At 40.2% G+C, this 15,825-nt stretch carries 15 protein-coding genes; 7 read left to right on the plus strand and 8 right to left on the minus strand.

Annotated elements, in window-relative coordinates:
- Positions 1-13: 13 nt before the first annotated feature.
- The 3 genes from MRT15_RS01690 to larA are packed head-to-tail and all read right to left on the minus strand — an operon-like array spanning position 14 to position 2,226.
- Positions 14-718, minus strand: a complete 705-nt coding sequence (locus MRT15_RS01690; protein WP_304327310.1) for a class I SAM-dependent methyltransferase — start codon at positions 716-718, stop codon at positions 14-16.
- A gap of 16 nt (positions 719-734) precedes the next feature.
- The gene (locus MRT15_RS01695) at positions 735-935 is read right to left on the minus strand and encodes a DUF1922 domain-containing protein (RefSeq protein ID WP_304327312.1); all 201 of its coding nucleotides are present in this window, start codon (positions 933-935) and stop codon (positions 735-737) included.
- A 55-nt stretch (positions 936-990) separates the two neighbouring features.
- Positions 991-2,226, minus strand: a complete 1,236-nt coding sequence (larA, locus tag MRT15_RS01700) for a nickel-dependent lactate racemase (RefSeq protein WP_304327314.1) — start codon at positions 2,224-2,226, stop codon at positions 991-993.
- A gap of 105 nt (positions 2,227-2,331) precedes the next feature.
- On the opposite strand from larA, the gene MRT15_RS01705 reads away from it, so the two are divergent.
- The gene (locus MRT15_RS01705) at positions 2,332-3,177 is read left to right on the plus strand and encodes a class I SAM-dependent methyltransferase family protein (RefSeq protein ID WP_304327315.1); all 846 of its coding nucleotides are present in this window, start codon (positions 2,332-2,334) and stop codon (positions 3,175-3,177) included.
- On the opposite strand, the gene MRT15_RS01710 is transcribed toward MRT15_RS01705, so the two are convergent.
- The gene (locus MRT15_RS01710) at positions 3,164-3,349 is read right to left on the minus strand and encodes a tautomerase family protein (protein ID WP_304327317.1); all 186 of its coding nucleotides are present in this window, start codon (positions 3,347-3,349) and stop codon (positions 3,164-3,166) included. The two genes, MRT15_RS01705 and MRT15_RS01710, sit on opposite strands and share 14 nt — an antisense overlap.
- Positions 3,350-3,541: 192 nt before the next feature.
- Between MRT15_RS01710 and MRT15_RS01715 the strand changes: the two genes are divergently transcribed.
- Complete coding sequence (locus MRT15_RS01715; RefSeq protein WP_304327319.1) at positions 3,542-4,834, plus strand: GNAT family N-acetyltransferase; 1,293 nt, start codon at positions 3,542-3,544, stop codon at positions 4,832-4,834.
- Positions 4,835-4,914: 80 nt separating this feature from the next.
- Here the strand turns inward: MRT15_RS01715 and MRT15_RS01720 are convergent, their stop codons facing one another.
- The 4 genes from MRT15_RS01720 to MRT15_RS01735 all read right to left on the minus strand — a co-directional run bounded on the left by MRT15_RS01720 (position 4,915) and on the right by MRT15_RS01735 (position 11,023).
- The gene (locus MRT15_RS01720) at positions 4,915-6,798 is read right to left on the minus strand and encodes an ASKHA domain-containing protein (protein ID WP_304327321.1); all 1,884 of its coding nucleotides are present in this window, start codon (positions 6,796-6,798) and stop codon (positions 4,915-4,917) included.
- A 148-nt stretch (positions 6,799-6,946) separates the two neighbouring features.
- Complete coding sequence (locus tag MRT15_RS01725; RefSeq protein ID WP_304327322.1) at positions 6,947-8,785, minus strand: aldehyde ferredoxin oxidoreductase family protein; 1,839 nt, start codon at positions 8,783-8,785, stop codon at positions 6,947-6,949.
- Positions 8,786-8,863: 78 nt separating this feature from the next.
- Positions 8,864-9,601: a DNA/RNA nuclease SfsA gene (sfsA, locus tag MRT15_RS01730; protein ID WP_304327324.1), complete on the minus strand. Its 738-nt coding sequence runs from the start codon at positions 9,599-9,601 to the stop codon at positions 8,864-8,866.
- A gap of 24 nt (positions 9,602-9,625) precedes the next feature.
- Positions 9,626-11,023: a threonine--tRNA ligase gene (locus MRT15_RS01735; protein WP_304327326.1), complete on the minus strand. Its 1,398-nt coding sequence runs from the start codon at positions 11,021-11,023 to the stop codon at positions 9,626-9,628.
- A 71-nt stretch (positions 11,024-11,094) separates the two neighbouring features.
- On the opposite strand from MRT15_RS01735, the gene MRT15_RS01740 reads away from it, so the two are divergent.
- The 5 genes from MRT15_RS01740 (at position 11,095) to MRT15_RS01760 (ending at position 15,777) form a co-directional block, all read left to right on the plus strand.
- On the plus strand, positions 11,095-11,811 hold the full coding sequence (locus tag MRT15_RS01740) for a gamma-glutamyl-gamma-aminobutyrate hydrolase family protein (RefSeq protein ID WP_304327328.1): 717 nt from the start codon (positions 11,095-11,097) through the stop codon (positions 11,809-11,811).
- 149 nt (positions 11,812-11,960) lie between these two features.
- Positions 11,961-12,536: a hypothetical protein gene (locus MRT15_RS01745; protein WP_304327330.1), complete on the plus strand. Its 576-nt coding sequence runs from the start codon at positions 11,961-11,963 to the stop codon at positions 12,534-12,536.
- 137 nt (positions 12,537-12,673) lie between these two features.
- Positions 12,674-13,288 (plus strand): transcriptional regulator, encoded by a 615-nt coding sequence (locus MRT15_RS01750; RefSeq protein WP_304327332.1) that lies wholly within the window; start codon positions 12,674-12,676, stop codon positions 13,286-13,288.
- A 46-nt stretch (positions 13,289-13,334) separates the two neighbouring features.
- Entirely contained in the window at positions 13,335-14,108 is a 774-nt protein-coding gene (locus tag MRT15_RS01755) for an HAD-IC family P-type ATPase (RefSeq protein WP_304327334.1), read from the plus strand.
- Positions 14,109-14,118: 10 nt separating this feature from the next.
- A complete protein-coding gene (locus tag MRT15_RS01760; protein WP_304327336.1) occupies positions 14,119-15,777 on the plus strand; it encodes an HAD-IC family P-type ATPase in 1,659 nt (552 codons plus the stop codon).
- Positions 15,778-15,825: the final 48 nt, after the last annotated feature.

A 15,825-nucleotide genomic window follows, 5' to 3' on the forward strand; every position in this document is an offset into this window, starting at 1 on the left:
TGGGATAAAAGGTTTAAGGCTTAAATAATACAGCCACATGATTCTCCGAGAAGCGGGTTTTCCTAAAACTCTTACCGTAAATGTATGCTATGGAGAATTTCGATGATGAGCAGAGCTTAACAAATTCACGTCTAGAGAATAGGTGATGAAACCTCATATAAACAGCATTCCTAGACTTCCATGGAATATAAACATCCCCAAACTCCAAAACTCTACCAAAAACCCTATCTAAAAGCATTCTTGGAATAAGCCTTATGAATCTAGTCTGATAGAGTGCCCATGCACTTAGAATTAGAATACCAAACCTCTTCAAAACCCTATAAATCTCGTTAACTGAATCCAATCTAGCTTTGAATGTGGGTATATGGTGTATGGTGGCAATGCATAATGCATGATCTATGGAGCATGATTTAAATGGCAAAAACCCTATATCACAAACTACACCATTAACAAGCCTGTAACGATCACCACCCCTAAACTTAGATAAACAAAGTTTAACCATGATTGGGGATATATCCACAGCCAAAACTTCACAACCGCAATTCACCAAAGCAGAAACATGCCTACCAGAACCACAACCAAAATCAGCTATTAAACCACCAAATCTGGCCAGCAGGTAAACTTCACTCCAAGGCTTAGTCCTAGTAACATCAAATTCATATGCAATCCTACTGAAGACATCCATAACCCCCCTCTTAATATTCGAAATTAAATCCATGAGTATCACACGACATTTAACCCCTCTTTTTAAGGGATATCTCCTTAAACTTCATAACCAATAGTGGGAGGGAATCCCTATCACCAGTCCTATACAGTATTAAATGGGGAGCCAATTTAACCCTCCTACCACAAGTAAAACATTGGAAACTCTTAACATTGGAATGCACAGCCCTAACATCACCACAATGGGGACATTTAACAATCAAGTAGCTCATACATTAAAATCAATTGCTAGATACAATATTTAAATGAAGCGCAAAACAAACATGCCTAAGATTCAGCAATCCTTGGGACGCATATACTGGCTTCAGGTAGAACAGCCACTTCACCCTCAACACTAGATAACGCTTCATCCAAAGCCTTCTGCAAACTATTAAATGGCTTAATCCCTATCCTAGTTAAAACTTCTCCACTTAAATTTGTCACAGCATATATGTTGAACTTTTCAATTGCATCCAAGAGCTTTGCAGCTTTATGGTATCCAAGCTTATAATCCTCCCATATCCTCCTAATAATCTCCCCCCTATCCCCACTTACAAGTAGATCGTAGAAGTTTCTTGGACCAATACCATCCCAACATGGGGCTACGAGTATTATTACTCCACCAACCCTCGTCACAAGCTTAGTAGCTTCAATAGCCTTCTGAGCTTGATACAAATCTATACCCATACTTCTAGGTGCAACTGCAATTGTAATTCCAGCCTCCCTTGGAAGCTTAACCAAGTAATACGATTCAACATCCCTAACTATTGAGTAGAAGGATTGAAATGGATCACCAGCCTTAGCAGCCCAAACCATCCCCTCACCATTTATTGCAGTATTCAATGAGAATATACTGACCCTCTCAACCACAGCCTTAGCAATCTCCTCAAGATCCTCATGGACTGGATTACCCTTAAGCTTACCAAGAGCAGCTTCCGGCATTAAAGCAAACCTATGATTCTTCTCAATAGTTTCATACATGCATAATCCAGGGGCAAACATCTTCCTACCACCACTATAACCAGCAAAATAATGTGGTTCAACGGAGCTTATGGTGACCAGTAAATCATGCTGGAAAACCTCCCTATTAACAAGGATGGGAGTCCCCCTACTTGTAACCCCAAGATCAACGAATTCACTCTTCCTACAATCATGAGCCACAGTTACACCCCTCAAACGATCATAATGATGCCCAAGTATCATGCTACGATACTCCTCCTCAGTGGGAGCTCTATGAGAACCTGTGGCAACAATTATCTTCAAACGCTTCGCAGAAACCCTCCTAAGAATATGATCCAGCAATTTCGGAGTTGGAGTTAATCTAGTTTGATCATTAACCGATATCAACACACTTTCAGCATCATAATCTTCAAGTCTCCTCCCAATGGGATTATTAAGAGAATCCTCAATAACCCTATCCTCATCAACCCCTAAAGGCTCCTTAACTCTAAAAACACCCATAAATCGGGAATCTGGAATATCAACGGATACAGGCTCATTACCATATAGAACACTAACCTTCAAACAGAGCTCACCAATATCAACCTCAAGACATTCAATTTAAAACTTTCGTGGAAAATTAGCTATAAACCATATGATTTAAAGGTGTATAACGCAAAATTTAGGGTGATGAATCTTAGGGATATAAAGAGGGGGTGGCTTAGAAGCCTAGACATAATAGGAGACATTGCAGTAATAGAAGTTAAACCTGAATTCAAAGAGATAAAACATGAAATAGCAGAGAAAATACTTAGAGAGGTAAATTACATTAAAGTTGTCGTTGAGAAGAAGAGCCCAATAAGTGGGGAACATAGGGTAATGGATTTAGAGTGGCTTGCAGGGGAGAAGAGGTTCACAACAATACATAGGGAGTATGGATGCATATTTAAACTGGACATATCAAAAGTGTACTTCACACCAAGACTCTCCACGGAGAGGATGAGGATAGCGAGAATGGTTCGCGCCGGGGAAGTTATTGTTAACATGTTTGCAGGTGTAGGGACATACTCAATAATAATAGCTAAAAGGGCTTTGGAGAAGCCTTCAAAAATATACTCAATAGACATAAACCCATACGCATACGATTATGCAGTAGAGAATGTAAGGATAAATAAGGTTGAAGACATAGTTATACCAATACTTGGAGATGCAAAGGAAGTGATAATGAATAAACTTATGGGAGTTGCAGATAGAGTTTTAATGCCATACCCGGAACTAGCATTAAAATACCTTGAATACGCCATAATGGCATTAAAGGATTCAGGTGGAATAATACATGCATACGACTTCATAAAGTACATGAAGAATGAAGACCCAAAAGTGAAGATGAGGGATAGATACGAGGAAAAGCTGAAGGGGTTTGACGTAAAATACGAGATATTAGATGTGAGGAGGACTGGGGAAGTTGCACCTAGGGAGTATAGGATGGTTATAGACATAAAAATATTAAGTAAAAATGGGTTTAAGAGGTTTTAGAAGCAAGCTTACCAGCACTCCCCCAATTACTCTTCTCCACATCATGCAAAATCACAGTCACAGCTTCAGCTGGAACTCCGAGATTCACAAAGACATCAGTGATCCCCTTAACAATCTTCTCCTTAACCTCTTGACTCCTCCCAGCCCACATGTACACATGCACCACGGGCATCAAAATCCACCTCCAAACACAAATATAATAACAACCAATATTTAACCTAAACCATTCGGAAAGAGGCATTTAAGGTGAGGCTCAGCTCTGGTATCACTCTTCACAAATCCGTTTTACCAGCTCTCTTCATCGCCAAATAATTAGATGGAAATCCGATAAGATAAATATATCCATATAAAGAGAACTTTAAACATGGAAGTGAAGTTTAGGAGATATAAATCTGGAGATGAGGAGGGAATAGTGGAGTTAATGAAAACTTGCTTCAGAACCTTCAACTCATGGAAATTAAGCGTAATGGACTGGATTGGATATGAGGGGGATGATGATGGATTCTCAAGGGAAAATGCATTAGTAGCTGAAATTGATGGGGAGATAGTTGGACACGTACAGTTAATGCATAGGAAGATGAGGATTGGGAAAAGCATAATAGATTGCGGTGGAATAGCCAATGTATCCACACACCCAAAACATAGAATGAAGGGGGTAGCCACAAAACTAATGCAAATGGCATTGGACATATGCCGAGAGAAGGGGTGGCCAATATCATCACTGTTCACAGGATATGGAAGTGATGGATATAGAGTGTATAGGAAAGTTGGATACGCCAATACAACATTCATACACGAATACGTTGGGACATGCGAAAACGTCGACAACGCTTTGAAAACCCTGAGAAAATATGATAGAAATGGGATAAGTGAAATGGGTGAAGAAGATTTACATGCAGTAATAAAAATACATGATGAATATGGTAGAAAGATCAGTGGATATTGCCAGAGATCAGAGAATTATTGGAGGAGAAAGATTATGGAGAAAACATATTATCAAAGCTTCTTCTACGAGGGGAAGGAGACAGGGATCAGAATAGTTAGCGAAGATGATGAAGTAAATGGATATGCACTCTCATTCAACACATTAAAAGCTTCCAGAAGTCAATGGACAGATAAATTGGGGATGGTAATGGAGCTTGGAGCGATTGAAAGTGGAAAACTTTGCAATTTGCTAAATGGAATCTTAAATAAAATGAGGAATGAGGGGATTAAAATATTCAGACTTAGAATACCTAAACATGAAGAATTAAGCGAAGCATTAAAATGCTTTGAAACCATGAAGGGAGCAATATACATGAACTACATCGTAAACCAAAGGAAACTATTTGAAGCCATAAAGGGGGTATTGGAGGAGAGGATTATTGAGAAATATGGAGAATTGGACTACGAAATATCCATTGGAAGCCCATATGGATGCACAAAACTGGAGATATCAAGTGGCAAGATAAATGTGGTTGAGGGGAAATCTAAAAATCACATACAAGTAACCAGCGATGGAATTACAAAGCTAATATACGGAGTGGAAGGATTCAAGGAAATGCTAAATGACGGGAGAGACATTATTAGAATTGAAATTGATGGTGAAGCTCTAAAAATATTTGAAGCCATATTCCCAAAGAGAATTTTCCAGATAAGCCCAATAGATGAGTGGTAAATTTATGGGTTGTTTAGAAGAAGTGCGGTAGATTTGCTTAATTCACTTTTGGAAATACTATTCCCGTTAAGCTTTGAAAATCATATGTGACTTTGAATGTACTTCTTCACCGATGGAAATCTATCGATGATACTGTTTGGTATGGGAATTGCATTAATAAATTCTGAATTGAAATCTGGATCTGCTGCAAGCTCATGATAACGAACAATCTTCGTTAATGACTCCGCAATTTCCCTAACTTCCCTTGATATTAGAGCCATCTTCGCACCCATAACTGCCGTGTTCCCCACAAACCTTATCTTCTCAGTTGGTATGTCTGGTATTAGGCCTATGATCTTTGCATTTTCAGGGTTTATGTAGTTTCCAAAAGCACCGGCGATGAGTAGTTTATCGATATCCTCTTCCCTGAGACTCTTTTTCTTCATTAAAATTGAGCATCCTGTGTATATTGCTGCCTTTGCAAGTTGCAGTTCTCTAATATCCTTTTGCGTGATTGTTATTTCCCTCCCAGTGGCAGTTTCATTTTTCCATGCAATTACAAATTCAAATCCTCTCTCAGTTTTCCTCATTCTTGGAGTTGGAATGTTTGTGTTGAATTTCCCATGGAAATCTATTATGCCATGTTTAAACATCTCTGCCACCACATCTATAACTGCTGAGCCGCATAACCCTCTAGGCTTTTCACCACCTATAGTTTCATATTCAACTTCAAGATTTTGGGTTATGCGGATTCTTTCTATTGCACCGGCAACTGCTTTCATTCCATCTTTTATGTGAGCACCTTCAAATGCTGGTCCAGAAGCACAAGAGCAGCATATTATATCCTCCCTATTGCCAACAATGACCTCGGTGTTCGTTCCTATATCCACTAGCAATGTATTCTCTTCAGATTCATGAATCCCCGTTGCAATTATATCCGCCACTGCATCAGCACCCACAAAGCCAGCTATTATGGGTAGAATGGTTACAATACCCCTTGGATTCATGTTGCCTAAATTGAGGTTTCTAGCTGTTAGGCTTATTGCTCTCTTAACTGCTGGAGTGTATGGTGATAGAGCAAGATATTTCGGTTGAATCCCTAGGAAGAGGTGATGCATAGCTGTATTGCCAACTACAACAGCCTCATAAACCTTATTAGGATCAACATTAGCCTTCCGACATGCTTCATCAAAAACCTTATTTACACCATCAATGACAAGTTTCTGGAGGATGTTGAGGTTATGATTGCTATTTGATGCATATGCAATCCTCGATATCACATCCTCCCCATAAAGGATTTGTGGATTTTCAATTGAACCCACAGCAAGAGTATCCCCAGATTTTAGATCAACGAGATGGCAAACTATCTTTGAAGTTCCAATGTCAACGGCCATACCATAAATTTCATTTGTAGTATCCCCTGCTTCAACATCAATTAATCTATTGCCCCATAGAACTGCTGTAACATTCCATTTAGAAGATCGGAGGATTTCCGGCAACCCCTTTAAGATGTCGAAATCGAATTCAATTTTAACCCCCAACTCCCCCTCTACAGCTTCCAATAACCTCTCCAAATCGGGCTTTACATCAGATAACGTTGGCTCCTTCAATTTAACATAAACCTTTCTTAAAAGGGGGTTTAACTCAACCCTCCTCTCAAAACCATAAACTTCTATTTTACGAACTGCAACACGACTCTCCAATGGAACCATAACCACAACATCCTTCAAAATTATGGCTTGACATGAAAGCCTATAACCCTCCTCAATTTCACGTTGTGGGAGAAGCTTCCTCTCAGCATTTGATATATCTGAAACTGCACCCATATCTCTAATTATTACTTTGCATTTCCCACAAACCCCCCTACCACCACACTCAGACCTTATACTAATTCCAGCCTCCTTAGCAGCTTGTAAAACAGTTGTTCCAACCTTAACCCTAACCTTCTTACCATCAGGTTCAAAAGTCACTACCAAATCACTCAAACCTACACACAACTCCTCAACAAATACCATAAACGCATACGCAATACTAATCTTAAAAATTTTGTCAATAAACTTGAATTGATGCCATAAATTTGTGGGAGGAGGGGTTTAAATGATCAATTGAGGAAAAAAATTGGGTTTTAGATTGTTATGGGGTTAAGGCAACGCTCTTTGAAAGCTGCTCTGCTACATCCTTTAATCCAAGTTTTTCAAAAGTGCTTTTTGTCGGTATCCCCCTACTATCCCATCCACGTTTAGCATAGTACATGTCCAGTAACTTATCGAATTTCGTTTTGTCAAGTGTTGCACCCTTATATGGTCCTTTAGTTATTGGTTCTGTAAACCAGCGTTTTGGTGGGTAATCCATCATGCGACTCCATCCTTGACCATATTCACGCACCCAGAAGGCTCTTATGAGAGCATATATCCTATCAGCAATGGTGTATAGCATTTCCTCTAGAGGAATTTCCACTCCTGATGCTGCTTTTAAGAGTTTGGGGTACCATTCAAGTTCGAAGCCGAGTTCTATCCATGGGAGTCTACATGAAACTAGGGATTCAAACATCCCTCCCCTTATCCTCTGAAATTCTATTACCTTGTCCACTTTTGCCTCAGTATATCCAGATCTATCCGTCTTTATCTCCCATGAGATAACCCATGCATCCTTATGGTGGGCACCTATTGGTGATGTTGCATATGCTAGAGCCATCCCTGGAACTGTGTGGCAATCGTAGGCTGAAACTTCAAGCCCTTTGACATGTATTGCCCAATTCTCTGATCCTCCACCAAGTTTTTGACTTACCCTCATAGTACCTTCCGCTAGGAGGTTTCCAAGATCCCCCTTCCTATAAGCAATTTCTTGAATCAACATTTTCGCTCTTTCAAAATCCCCCCACTCTATTCCATCCTTTAGAAGCTTCTTCTCAGTGGCTTCCATGGCGAAGGCTATGGTGTTGCCTAGGGAGATCGTGTCTATTCCATACTCATCCGCCATCCTATTTAGCACAGAAACTTTCCCAAGATGACCTAACCCAATATTGGAACCAAGCATAGCGACATTCTCATAATCTAGTTCAGCTTCCCTCCCCTCACTGTCAAGGACAACATTTCCACATGCCATGTTGCAGTAGGGGCACCCCCTCCGCTTAACTTTCGCTGCTTCCATTGCATAACCATCAATGAGTCTACTAAACTCAAAGATCCCCTCCCTAAAGTTATGTGTGGGTAGGACACCATTCTCATTAGCCCACTCTATTGTTGCCATGGTTCCCTGTCTAATCCAGAAATCATAGCCAACTCTAGACCTAATGCTGGCATAGGCTTCATTCACAAGCTTACTATATGCTTCCGGATCTGCTAAACGAATATCCTTAGTCCCCTTAAATACTATAGCCTTAAGCTTCTTAGAACCCATAACAGCACCAATACCAGGCCTCCCACCAGCCCTCCCCTCTTGGGAGATGATGGTGGCGTATCGAACCATATTCTCCCCTGCAGGACCTATAACAAGCACCCCCACATCCCTACCATGAACTTCCTTAAGCCCCTTCTCAGCTTCGAAAGTTGTTCTACCCCACATCCCTTCAGCACTTAAGATATAACCTACCCCATCCTCCACGTAAAGGTAAACTGGCTTTTCAGCCCTCCCCTCCACCACCACAGCATCGAATCCAGCTTTACGCATATTTACTGCAGCCATAGTTCCAATATTTCCATCCCCATACCCACCAGTGAGTGGGCTTTTAGCTGCCACAACCAGTTTACCGAGGCTTGGACCTGGAAGCCCAGTTAATGGTCCTGCAGCTATGACAAGTTTATTCTCAGGACCTAAGGGGTCTATGCCAGGCTTCAATTCATCCCAAAGAATTCTCGCAGCAAACCCCCTACCACCCACATATTTCCTCGCAAAATTCGCATCATAATCCTGTACAGCCACTTTCATCTTTGAAAGATCAACACGTAAAATTTTACCATTCCAACCATACATTTCAGTACACCTTATTAGATACTCTATTATGAACTTTACATTTAAAATATACGGTTTAATTCTTGAGGTTTACCAAGTTTAGGTGAGTTGGATGGGTAGCATGCCACCCCATGAAATTTCCATGGAATCCACATTCAAAACAACTTTACAAGCATAAACTTTAACGCCAAGACCATAAGCCTCCAATAAAGCTTTTGAGAATTCCTCATCCACATCCCAATTGGGCTTGAAAATCTCAGCTTCAGGATGTGTAACTAGGAAGAAGATTATCGACTCATAACCATCATTTAAAGCCTTGATCAAGCATTTAACATGCCTCCTACCCCTAACTGTGGGTGCATCTGGGAATAGTGCAAAGCCATTCAGCACTAGAGTACAACCTTTAACTTCCAATATGGCTTTACCACCAAACCTAGATTCCAATAGGAAATCAAATCTACTACCAGAATACTCATATTCAGCCCTAGATATGCTGTAACCATGCAAATTTGGTATGAGTTCTGAATTTAAAAGCCACTGGAATATCTTGTTATGTAGGGCGGAATCAACGAGAACCCAACTTCCACCAGAATTAACTGCGAATAGGTATAATTCAGTTTTCCTAGCACTGGAATAATGTGGTCTAACGAGAACTTCAGAACCAAATTTCAATAATTCATTCAGCCTCCCAGGATCATGTATATGTGCAGAGTAAACTCTACCATCAACTTCAACCATACATCTAAACCTATTCAACCTTTTGAGAAACAATCCTCTCTTAACACCATCATAGTTAAGCTTAAAGCTCACAGTAAAATGGGAGTGTAAGTATTGCATTTAAATTGTTTCGTCGTCATTGGATTAATATACTATGAATCCAGGTCTCTTGGAAACTGTTTTTGGGAAGTATCTAGGCTTCTTTGGATAACCACTACAAGCGTTATTGAGTTCTGAAACAAACTCTTCCAATGAATATTCCCTCTGATCACCCTGCACTCTACGTCTAACATTCACCTTCCCCTCAGCTTCCTCCCTATCACCAACAACAACTATATATGGAATCCACTCCTTCTCAGCATCCACAATCTTCCTAGACATAGACCTATTGGTATCGTCAACATCAACCCTGAAGCCCTGAGACTCCAAATATTCACAAACCTTGAAAGCGTAATTGAGGTTCCTTTGATCCACAGGGATAACTCTAACCTGTACTGGGGAAACCCATAATGGTAGTGTGGGCTTCTTCATTCTAAGGGCTGTGTCGAAGAGCATGTATATGTATCGTTCAATTCCACCAATTATGGCTGTATGGAGGATTATGGGGTAATGCTCAGAGCCATCTTCACCCATATACTTTATCCCAAACCTCTCAGCATTACCCACATCAATCTGGACTGTGGCTATCTCCCTAGGTCTATTGGAGAAGTCTACAATCATATACTCCACATTAACAGTCCAATAATAGTTTAACCCAGTGGCGGGATATATGCATACCAAAACTGGTTTACCCACATCCCTAGCTAAACCCAATATCAACTCCCTATTGGAAGAATACTCATTGGGATTTACAACATTAACCAAAAGCTCATAGGTTCTACCAATCTTGGAAGCTTCCTCCATAATCTTCCTATGAACCTTCATAAACCAATCCTTAGCCTCCACAATATCCCTAGTGAAGATGTGTAAGTCTGGCATGAAGAATCTCCTAAGCCTAAAACATAACTCAACCTCACCACTCTGCTCAAACCTATATGAATCTGCAATCTCAAATGCTCCAAATGGGAGAACCTTATAGGATAACTGCCAATCCTTTATCATGGAGAACTGTTGATGACAAGCAGCATACCTCAAAACCATCTTACCCTTATCACTATCAACCATGTAAAGCCTATCACCATAAAGCTTAGCATGCTCAGAAACTGCAGGTACATTTAAATCGAAGAATGCAGTCCCCTTAACCTCCACTACCGGTATACCCAAATCTCTTACAACTTTACGGGAAACATCAGCCACAACATCAAATATCAATGCAGCGTAAGGGCCAAACCTCATATGACCAAAATCGGAATTCCCCTCCCACTCAAAACCAAACCTCCTAAAATAATTGTGGATCCTAGAAACCCCCCTACCAACCTCCTCCTTCAAAGCCTCCTTCCTAACTAAAACCTTAAAATCATCATTAAACCCATCAAGGGGGACTTTAAGTGGATCCAATTCCCTACCATCAGGAGTCAATATAAGGTATCTACGAACACTCAAGACAACATCTCCTAGCAAAATAGAATACTTTAAGTAATTTTTAAACTTTTACTATTAACTGGCGATCAAAAATGAAGCCAATGGTGGGTATAACAGCATCACATGATTGGAGTAGAGGAACATACATGATGGGGGAGGCATACGTTAAATCTGTGGAACTTGCAGGAGGGATACCAATAATAATACCTGAAACCATAAACATAGACCCAAATGAAATCATAGATAGGGTGGATGCAATAATACTCAGTGGAGGACCAGACATAGACCCATACCTATATGGTGAACCTCCAATACCGAAAATGGGTTCAATAAACCCACTCAGAGATAAATTTGAAATAGAATTAGCTAGAAAGACTGTGGAGAGGGGGAAACCTCTACTGGCAATATGTAGAGGGATACAAGTCTTAAACGTAGCCTTCAATGGAACACTATACCAAGACATAAACACACAAATACCAAAATCAATTAGACATGCATGGCACACTGCAACTGGAACAGAAGTTCCACCAAACTACCCAACACACACAGTAAAAGTTAAAGTAGGATCAAAACTACACAAAATATTCAACAAAGAAGTTTTAAAGGTAAATAGCTTCCACCATCAAGCAGTGAAAGATGTTGGACTTGGATTTGAAGCCACAGCATGGGCTGACGATGGAGTAATAGAGGCAATAGAGTATAAGGGGGATAAATTCATAATTGGAGTACAATGGCACCCAGAACATATGTGGGATAGCGAAATGATCAAAATATTCCAGAAACTTGTGGAAGCAGCTAAAAACAATTAATAAAACCATAAAGCTGGAAGCATCAAAAACACCAGAAATACTCATAAAAATATATCATCTATGTTTTTCTACAATATGAATAATGACCCCATAAACTGTGAAAACTTATAAGCTTCATTAACCATATTTCATGTAGTAATGTGACGATCATGGATGAAGTAATCAGCACTATCGTCATACTAATCTCCATAGCTTCATCAGCAGCTGGTCTTGGCTATTGGCTTGCGAAACAATTCGGGAATATTTACATTAAATTTAAGGAGATAGATGTGAAGTTCAAGGAGATAGATATGAGGTTTGACGAAATACGTATGCAACTTAGGGGGTTGGAGAAAAGGATAGATAGACTTGAAAGGGGGATTTTCAACTTCAATGAACTCCTATTAAAAGTTCTTGAAGCAAAGGGTGTGATAGGCAAAGTAGAGGCAATGTCGCTCATGACCGCACTTCATACCATGATCCCTAGTTCCGGATCGAAATATTACACGAAGGAAGTTGAGAAGAGGTTGAGAGAACTCCTAAGCATGGATCCAGAGAAGTATACGATGGAAGACATTAAGGAGCTTGAAAAAATAGCTGACATAATGGAGGAAGAGTACATGGTATCCGAGAGGAAGGAGCTAATAGACTTCGCATCAAAACTCAGAATAGTAGCCCTAGTCCTAAAAATAGTATTCGTAGAACCCAAAATGAGAAAACTAAAAGAATGGCCGCTTGGACCTTAATGTAACATCAAGAAAATTTACGAAAAATATTGTCACAGTATAAAAAGCTATCGATATTCAACCATGATAAAGCTTTCTAAATTGTCTATAGTAAGATTTATATAACCTTTTAGATTGATTTAATAGGTCGATTATCTATGAAGAAAAGAGCTGTTAGGGTGGTTCGCGATCCAGATATAATTAAAATTTTAGCAGACCCCGTCCGTAGGGAGATTCTTAGGCTTACCTCCGCTAAACCTCATACTGAAACTCAGCTTGCTATGAAACTTAATTTATCTAAACCTTCTGTTGGTCATCATCTTCAGGTTTTGCTTAAAGCTGGGCTGATAAAAATCGTTGAGGCGAAGGTTGGTCGGTATGGGATATTGGAGAAGTATTATGAGTCAACAGCCACCCTCTTCCTCGAGGACCCTAACAATATACCACTAGACTTACAGAGGTATTTCGTTCACAGATACATTGAGCGTTTGAGGGGGATGCTGAGCGCATTCTATATAGCGGGGTATATTGGGGAGGACTTTGAAATATCCCCAGAAGACCTTGAGGAGTTAGCTAAAGACCTTGCAAAGCATATAGTGAAGGTTGGAGAGAAGTATGAAAATATTGAGGTTGATGTTGGAAGAGAGAATCTATTCATAAAGGTTTGTGGTGAAGCATTGAGATTGATGATGGCTACAGATAAGTGGAGAGACCTCCTCAAGCAAATTAAAGTCCCCATAGAAGAAGAAAGAAAATTCTCAAACGAGCCATAGTTTAACTGAGAAATAGATGCTTAACTAGATGTGGGGGGTTAATGACTTGACTGAGCTCAAAAATAAGGGTTATGTAACACATGACTTTCAAAAGATGACAGTGGAGGAAACTGTGAATCTTCTGAAGACAGATTTAAACGTAGGCTTGAAGCAGAGCGACGCTGAAGATAGGTTGAAGCAATATGGTTATAATGAAATCCCTGAAAAGAAGGTTCACCCCCTCATAATATTTGTTAAGAAGTTTTGGGGCTTAACCGCTTGGATGCTTGAAGCCATAATCATGCTCTCATTAATACTCGGGAAATACACAGACCTATATACGGTAACAGCCCTACTATTCTTGAATTCGATTTTAAGCTTTATCCAGGAGCAGAGGAGCTCTAAGGCATTAGAACTCCTAAAAAGTAAGCTACAAGTAAACGTGAGAGTTTTAAGGGATGGTGCTTGGAAGCTTATCCCCTCAAGGGAGCTGGTACCAGGGGATGTTATTAGAATTAGAGCTGGAGACTTCGTTCAAGCTGATGTCAAAGTTGCAGTAGGTGAAGTTTGGGTTGATCAATCAGCATTAACCGGAGAATCCATGGATGTTGAGAAGAAAGCTGGCGACATAATATATTCAGGCTCCATTGTAAGAAGGGGTGAAGCCACAGGGATAGTTATACTTACAGGAGTTAAAACATATTTTGGCAAAATAGTACAGCTCGTTCAAATTGCACGCCCAAAACTGCATTCAGAAGAGGTTATATCCAAAGTTCTCAGATGGCTTCTAGTTATAGTTGTTTTACTATTGAGTGTAGCCACAAGTATTCTCCATAATTGAGGGAATAAACTTGTTGGAGATCATACCACTAATGCTTGTGCTACTGCTAGGCGCTGTACCAGTTGCTTTACCAGCCATGTTCACAGTCAGCATGGCTGTAGGATCCATGGAACTTGTTAAGAGGGGGGTACTGGTAACTAGGCTCAATGCAACTGAGGATGCTGCCAGCATGGATATTCTATGCGTCGATAAGACGGGTACAATAACATTGAACAAAACCTCCATAGTTGATGCAACGCCCTTCGGGAAATATAGTAAAGAGGAAGTTATCCTTTATGGAGCATTAGCATCACAAGAAGCAAATCAAGACCCAATAGACTTAGCTTTCATAAATGCAGCCAAGCAAAGAAACATATCCATCAACAATTTCCAACAGAAATCCTTCACACCATTCGACCCTAAAACCCGTAGAACTGAAGCACTAGTATCCGATGGAAACATGGAATTTAAAGTTGTTAAGGGGGCAGTCCACGTGATCACCGAATTATGCGGGTTAAGCGGGGATAGCTTAAAAGCCGTCGATGAAGAAGTCAATGAACTCACGCATAGAGGGTATAGGACGATCGCTGTAGCCAAATCAACTGGAAATGGATCCTTCGAACTTGTTGGATTAGCTGCACTATACGATCCACCTAGACCAGACGCCAAAGAACTCATTCAAAAACTTAAAAGCTTGGGAATCTCCGTAAAAATGATAACTGGCGATGCATTACCAATTGCTAAGAAGGTGGCAATGGAAGTTGGACTTGGAGATGATATAGTAAGGGCTTCAGAACTTAAAGAGTTAATTAAAGATAATCCTTCAAAGGCTGCAGATATAGCTGATAAATGCAGTGGATTCGCTGAAGTATATCCGGAAGATAAGTATCTCATCGTGAAGAGCCTCCAAGAGAAGAAGCATATAGTTGGAATGACTGGCGATGGCGTGAACGATGCGCCAGCATTAAAACAAGCTGAAGTTGGCATAGCTGTTGCAAATGCAACGGATGTCGCTAAGAAGGCTTCAAGCGTTGTCTTAACAAGCGAGGGGTTGTTGGGGATGCTCAACCTAGTTGTAATAGGCAGATCGGTATTTGAGAGGGTAAATACTTGGATTTTAAATAAGGTAAGTAGGACTGTTCTGAAAACTGTTTTTGTAGTTTTCACTTTCCTATTAATAGGGAAGTATCCCATATCATCATCAGCTATGCTTCTAATGATGTTTATGACGGACTTCATGAAGATATCCCTAGCAACAGATAATGTTAGGTGGCCTAGCAAGCCCTGTAAATGGAACATAAATAAAATTGTAAAGACAGCTGCCATACTAGGTATACTCATGGTCTTAGAGGCATTCGGCCTACTCTTCATAAGCATAAAATTCTTCAACATACTATCAGACCAGCAAACCCTATACATGTTCAGCTTCCAGACACTTGTCCTATTTGCAATATTCTCAATATTCGTAGTGGGGGAGAGGGGATACTTCTGGCAATCCATGCCTGGAAAAGCTCTTTTAACAGCCTCATTAGCTAATCTGGCATTAGCAATATCAATAGCACTCATCGGCATACCCGGTCTAAAGCCACTTCCACCAAACCTCACCATCCTAATACTAGGCTACTCCCTACTATTCTCACTGATAATCAACGATATCGTCAAATGCAGCCTCCTAAAAGGTTTATTTTAAGAAAAGTTTATATCTCCAATTCTCCCCCATCAATCTTCTGATGACCAC

It is taken from the genome of Candidatus Culexarchaeum yellowstonense (genome assembly GCF_024707025.1).
Taxonomy (GTDB): Archaea; Thermoproteota; Methanomethylicia; order Culexarchaeales; family Culexarchaeaceae; genus Culexarchaeum.

Coding starts and splice junctions, on each gene's coding strand:
- MRT15_RS01690 (WP_304327310.1), bottom strand. CDS start 718: ATGGATTTAATTTCGAATATTAAGAGGGGGGTTATGGATGTCTTCAGT.
- MRT15_RS01695 (WP_304327312.1), bottom strand. CDS start 935: ATGAGCTACTTGATTGTTAAATGTCCCCATTGTGGTGATGTTAGGGCT.
- MRT15_RS01705 (WP_304327315.1), top strand. CDS start 2,332: ATGAATCTTAGGGATATAAAGAGGGGGTGGCTTAGAAGCCTAGACATA.
- MRT15_RS01710 (WP_304327317.1), bottom strand. CDS start 3,349: ATGCCCGTGGTGCATGTGTACATGTGGGCTGGGAGGAGTCAAGAGGTT.
- MRT15_RS01715 (WP_304327319.1), top strand. CDS start 3,542: ATGGAAGTGAAGTTTAGGAGATATAAATCTGGAGATGAGGAGGGAATA.
- MRT15_RS01725 (WP_304327322.1), bottom strand. CDS start 8,785: ATGTATGGTTGGAATGGTAAAATTTTACGTGTTGATCTTTCAAAGATG.
- sfsA (WP_304327324.1), bottom strand. CDS start 9,601: ATGCAATACTTACACTCCCATTTTACTGTGAGCTTTAAGCTTAACTAT.
- MRT15_RS01740 (WP_304327328.1), top strand. CDS start 11,095: ATGAAGCCAATGGTGGGTATAACAGCATCACATGATTGGAGTAGAGGA.
- MRT15_RS01745 (WP_304327330.1), top strand. CDS start 11,961: ATGGATGAAGTAATCAGCACTATCGTCATACTAATCTCCATAGCTTCA.
- MRT15_RS01750 (WP_304327332.1), top strand. CDS start 12,674: ATGAAGAAAAGAGCTGTTAGGGTGGTTCGCGATCCAGATATAATTAAA.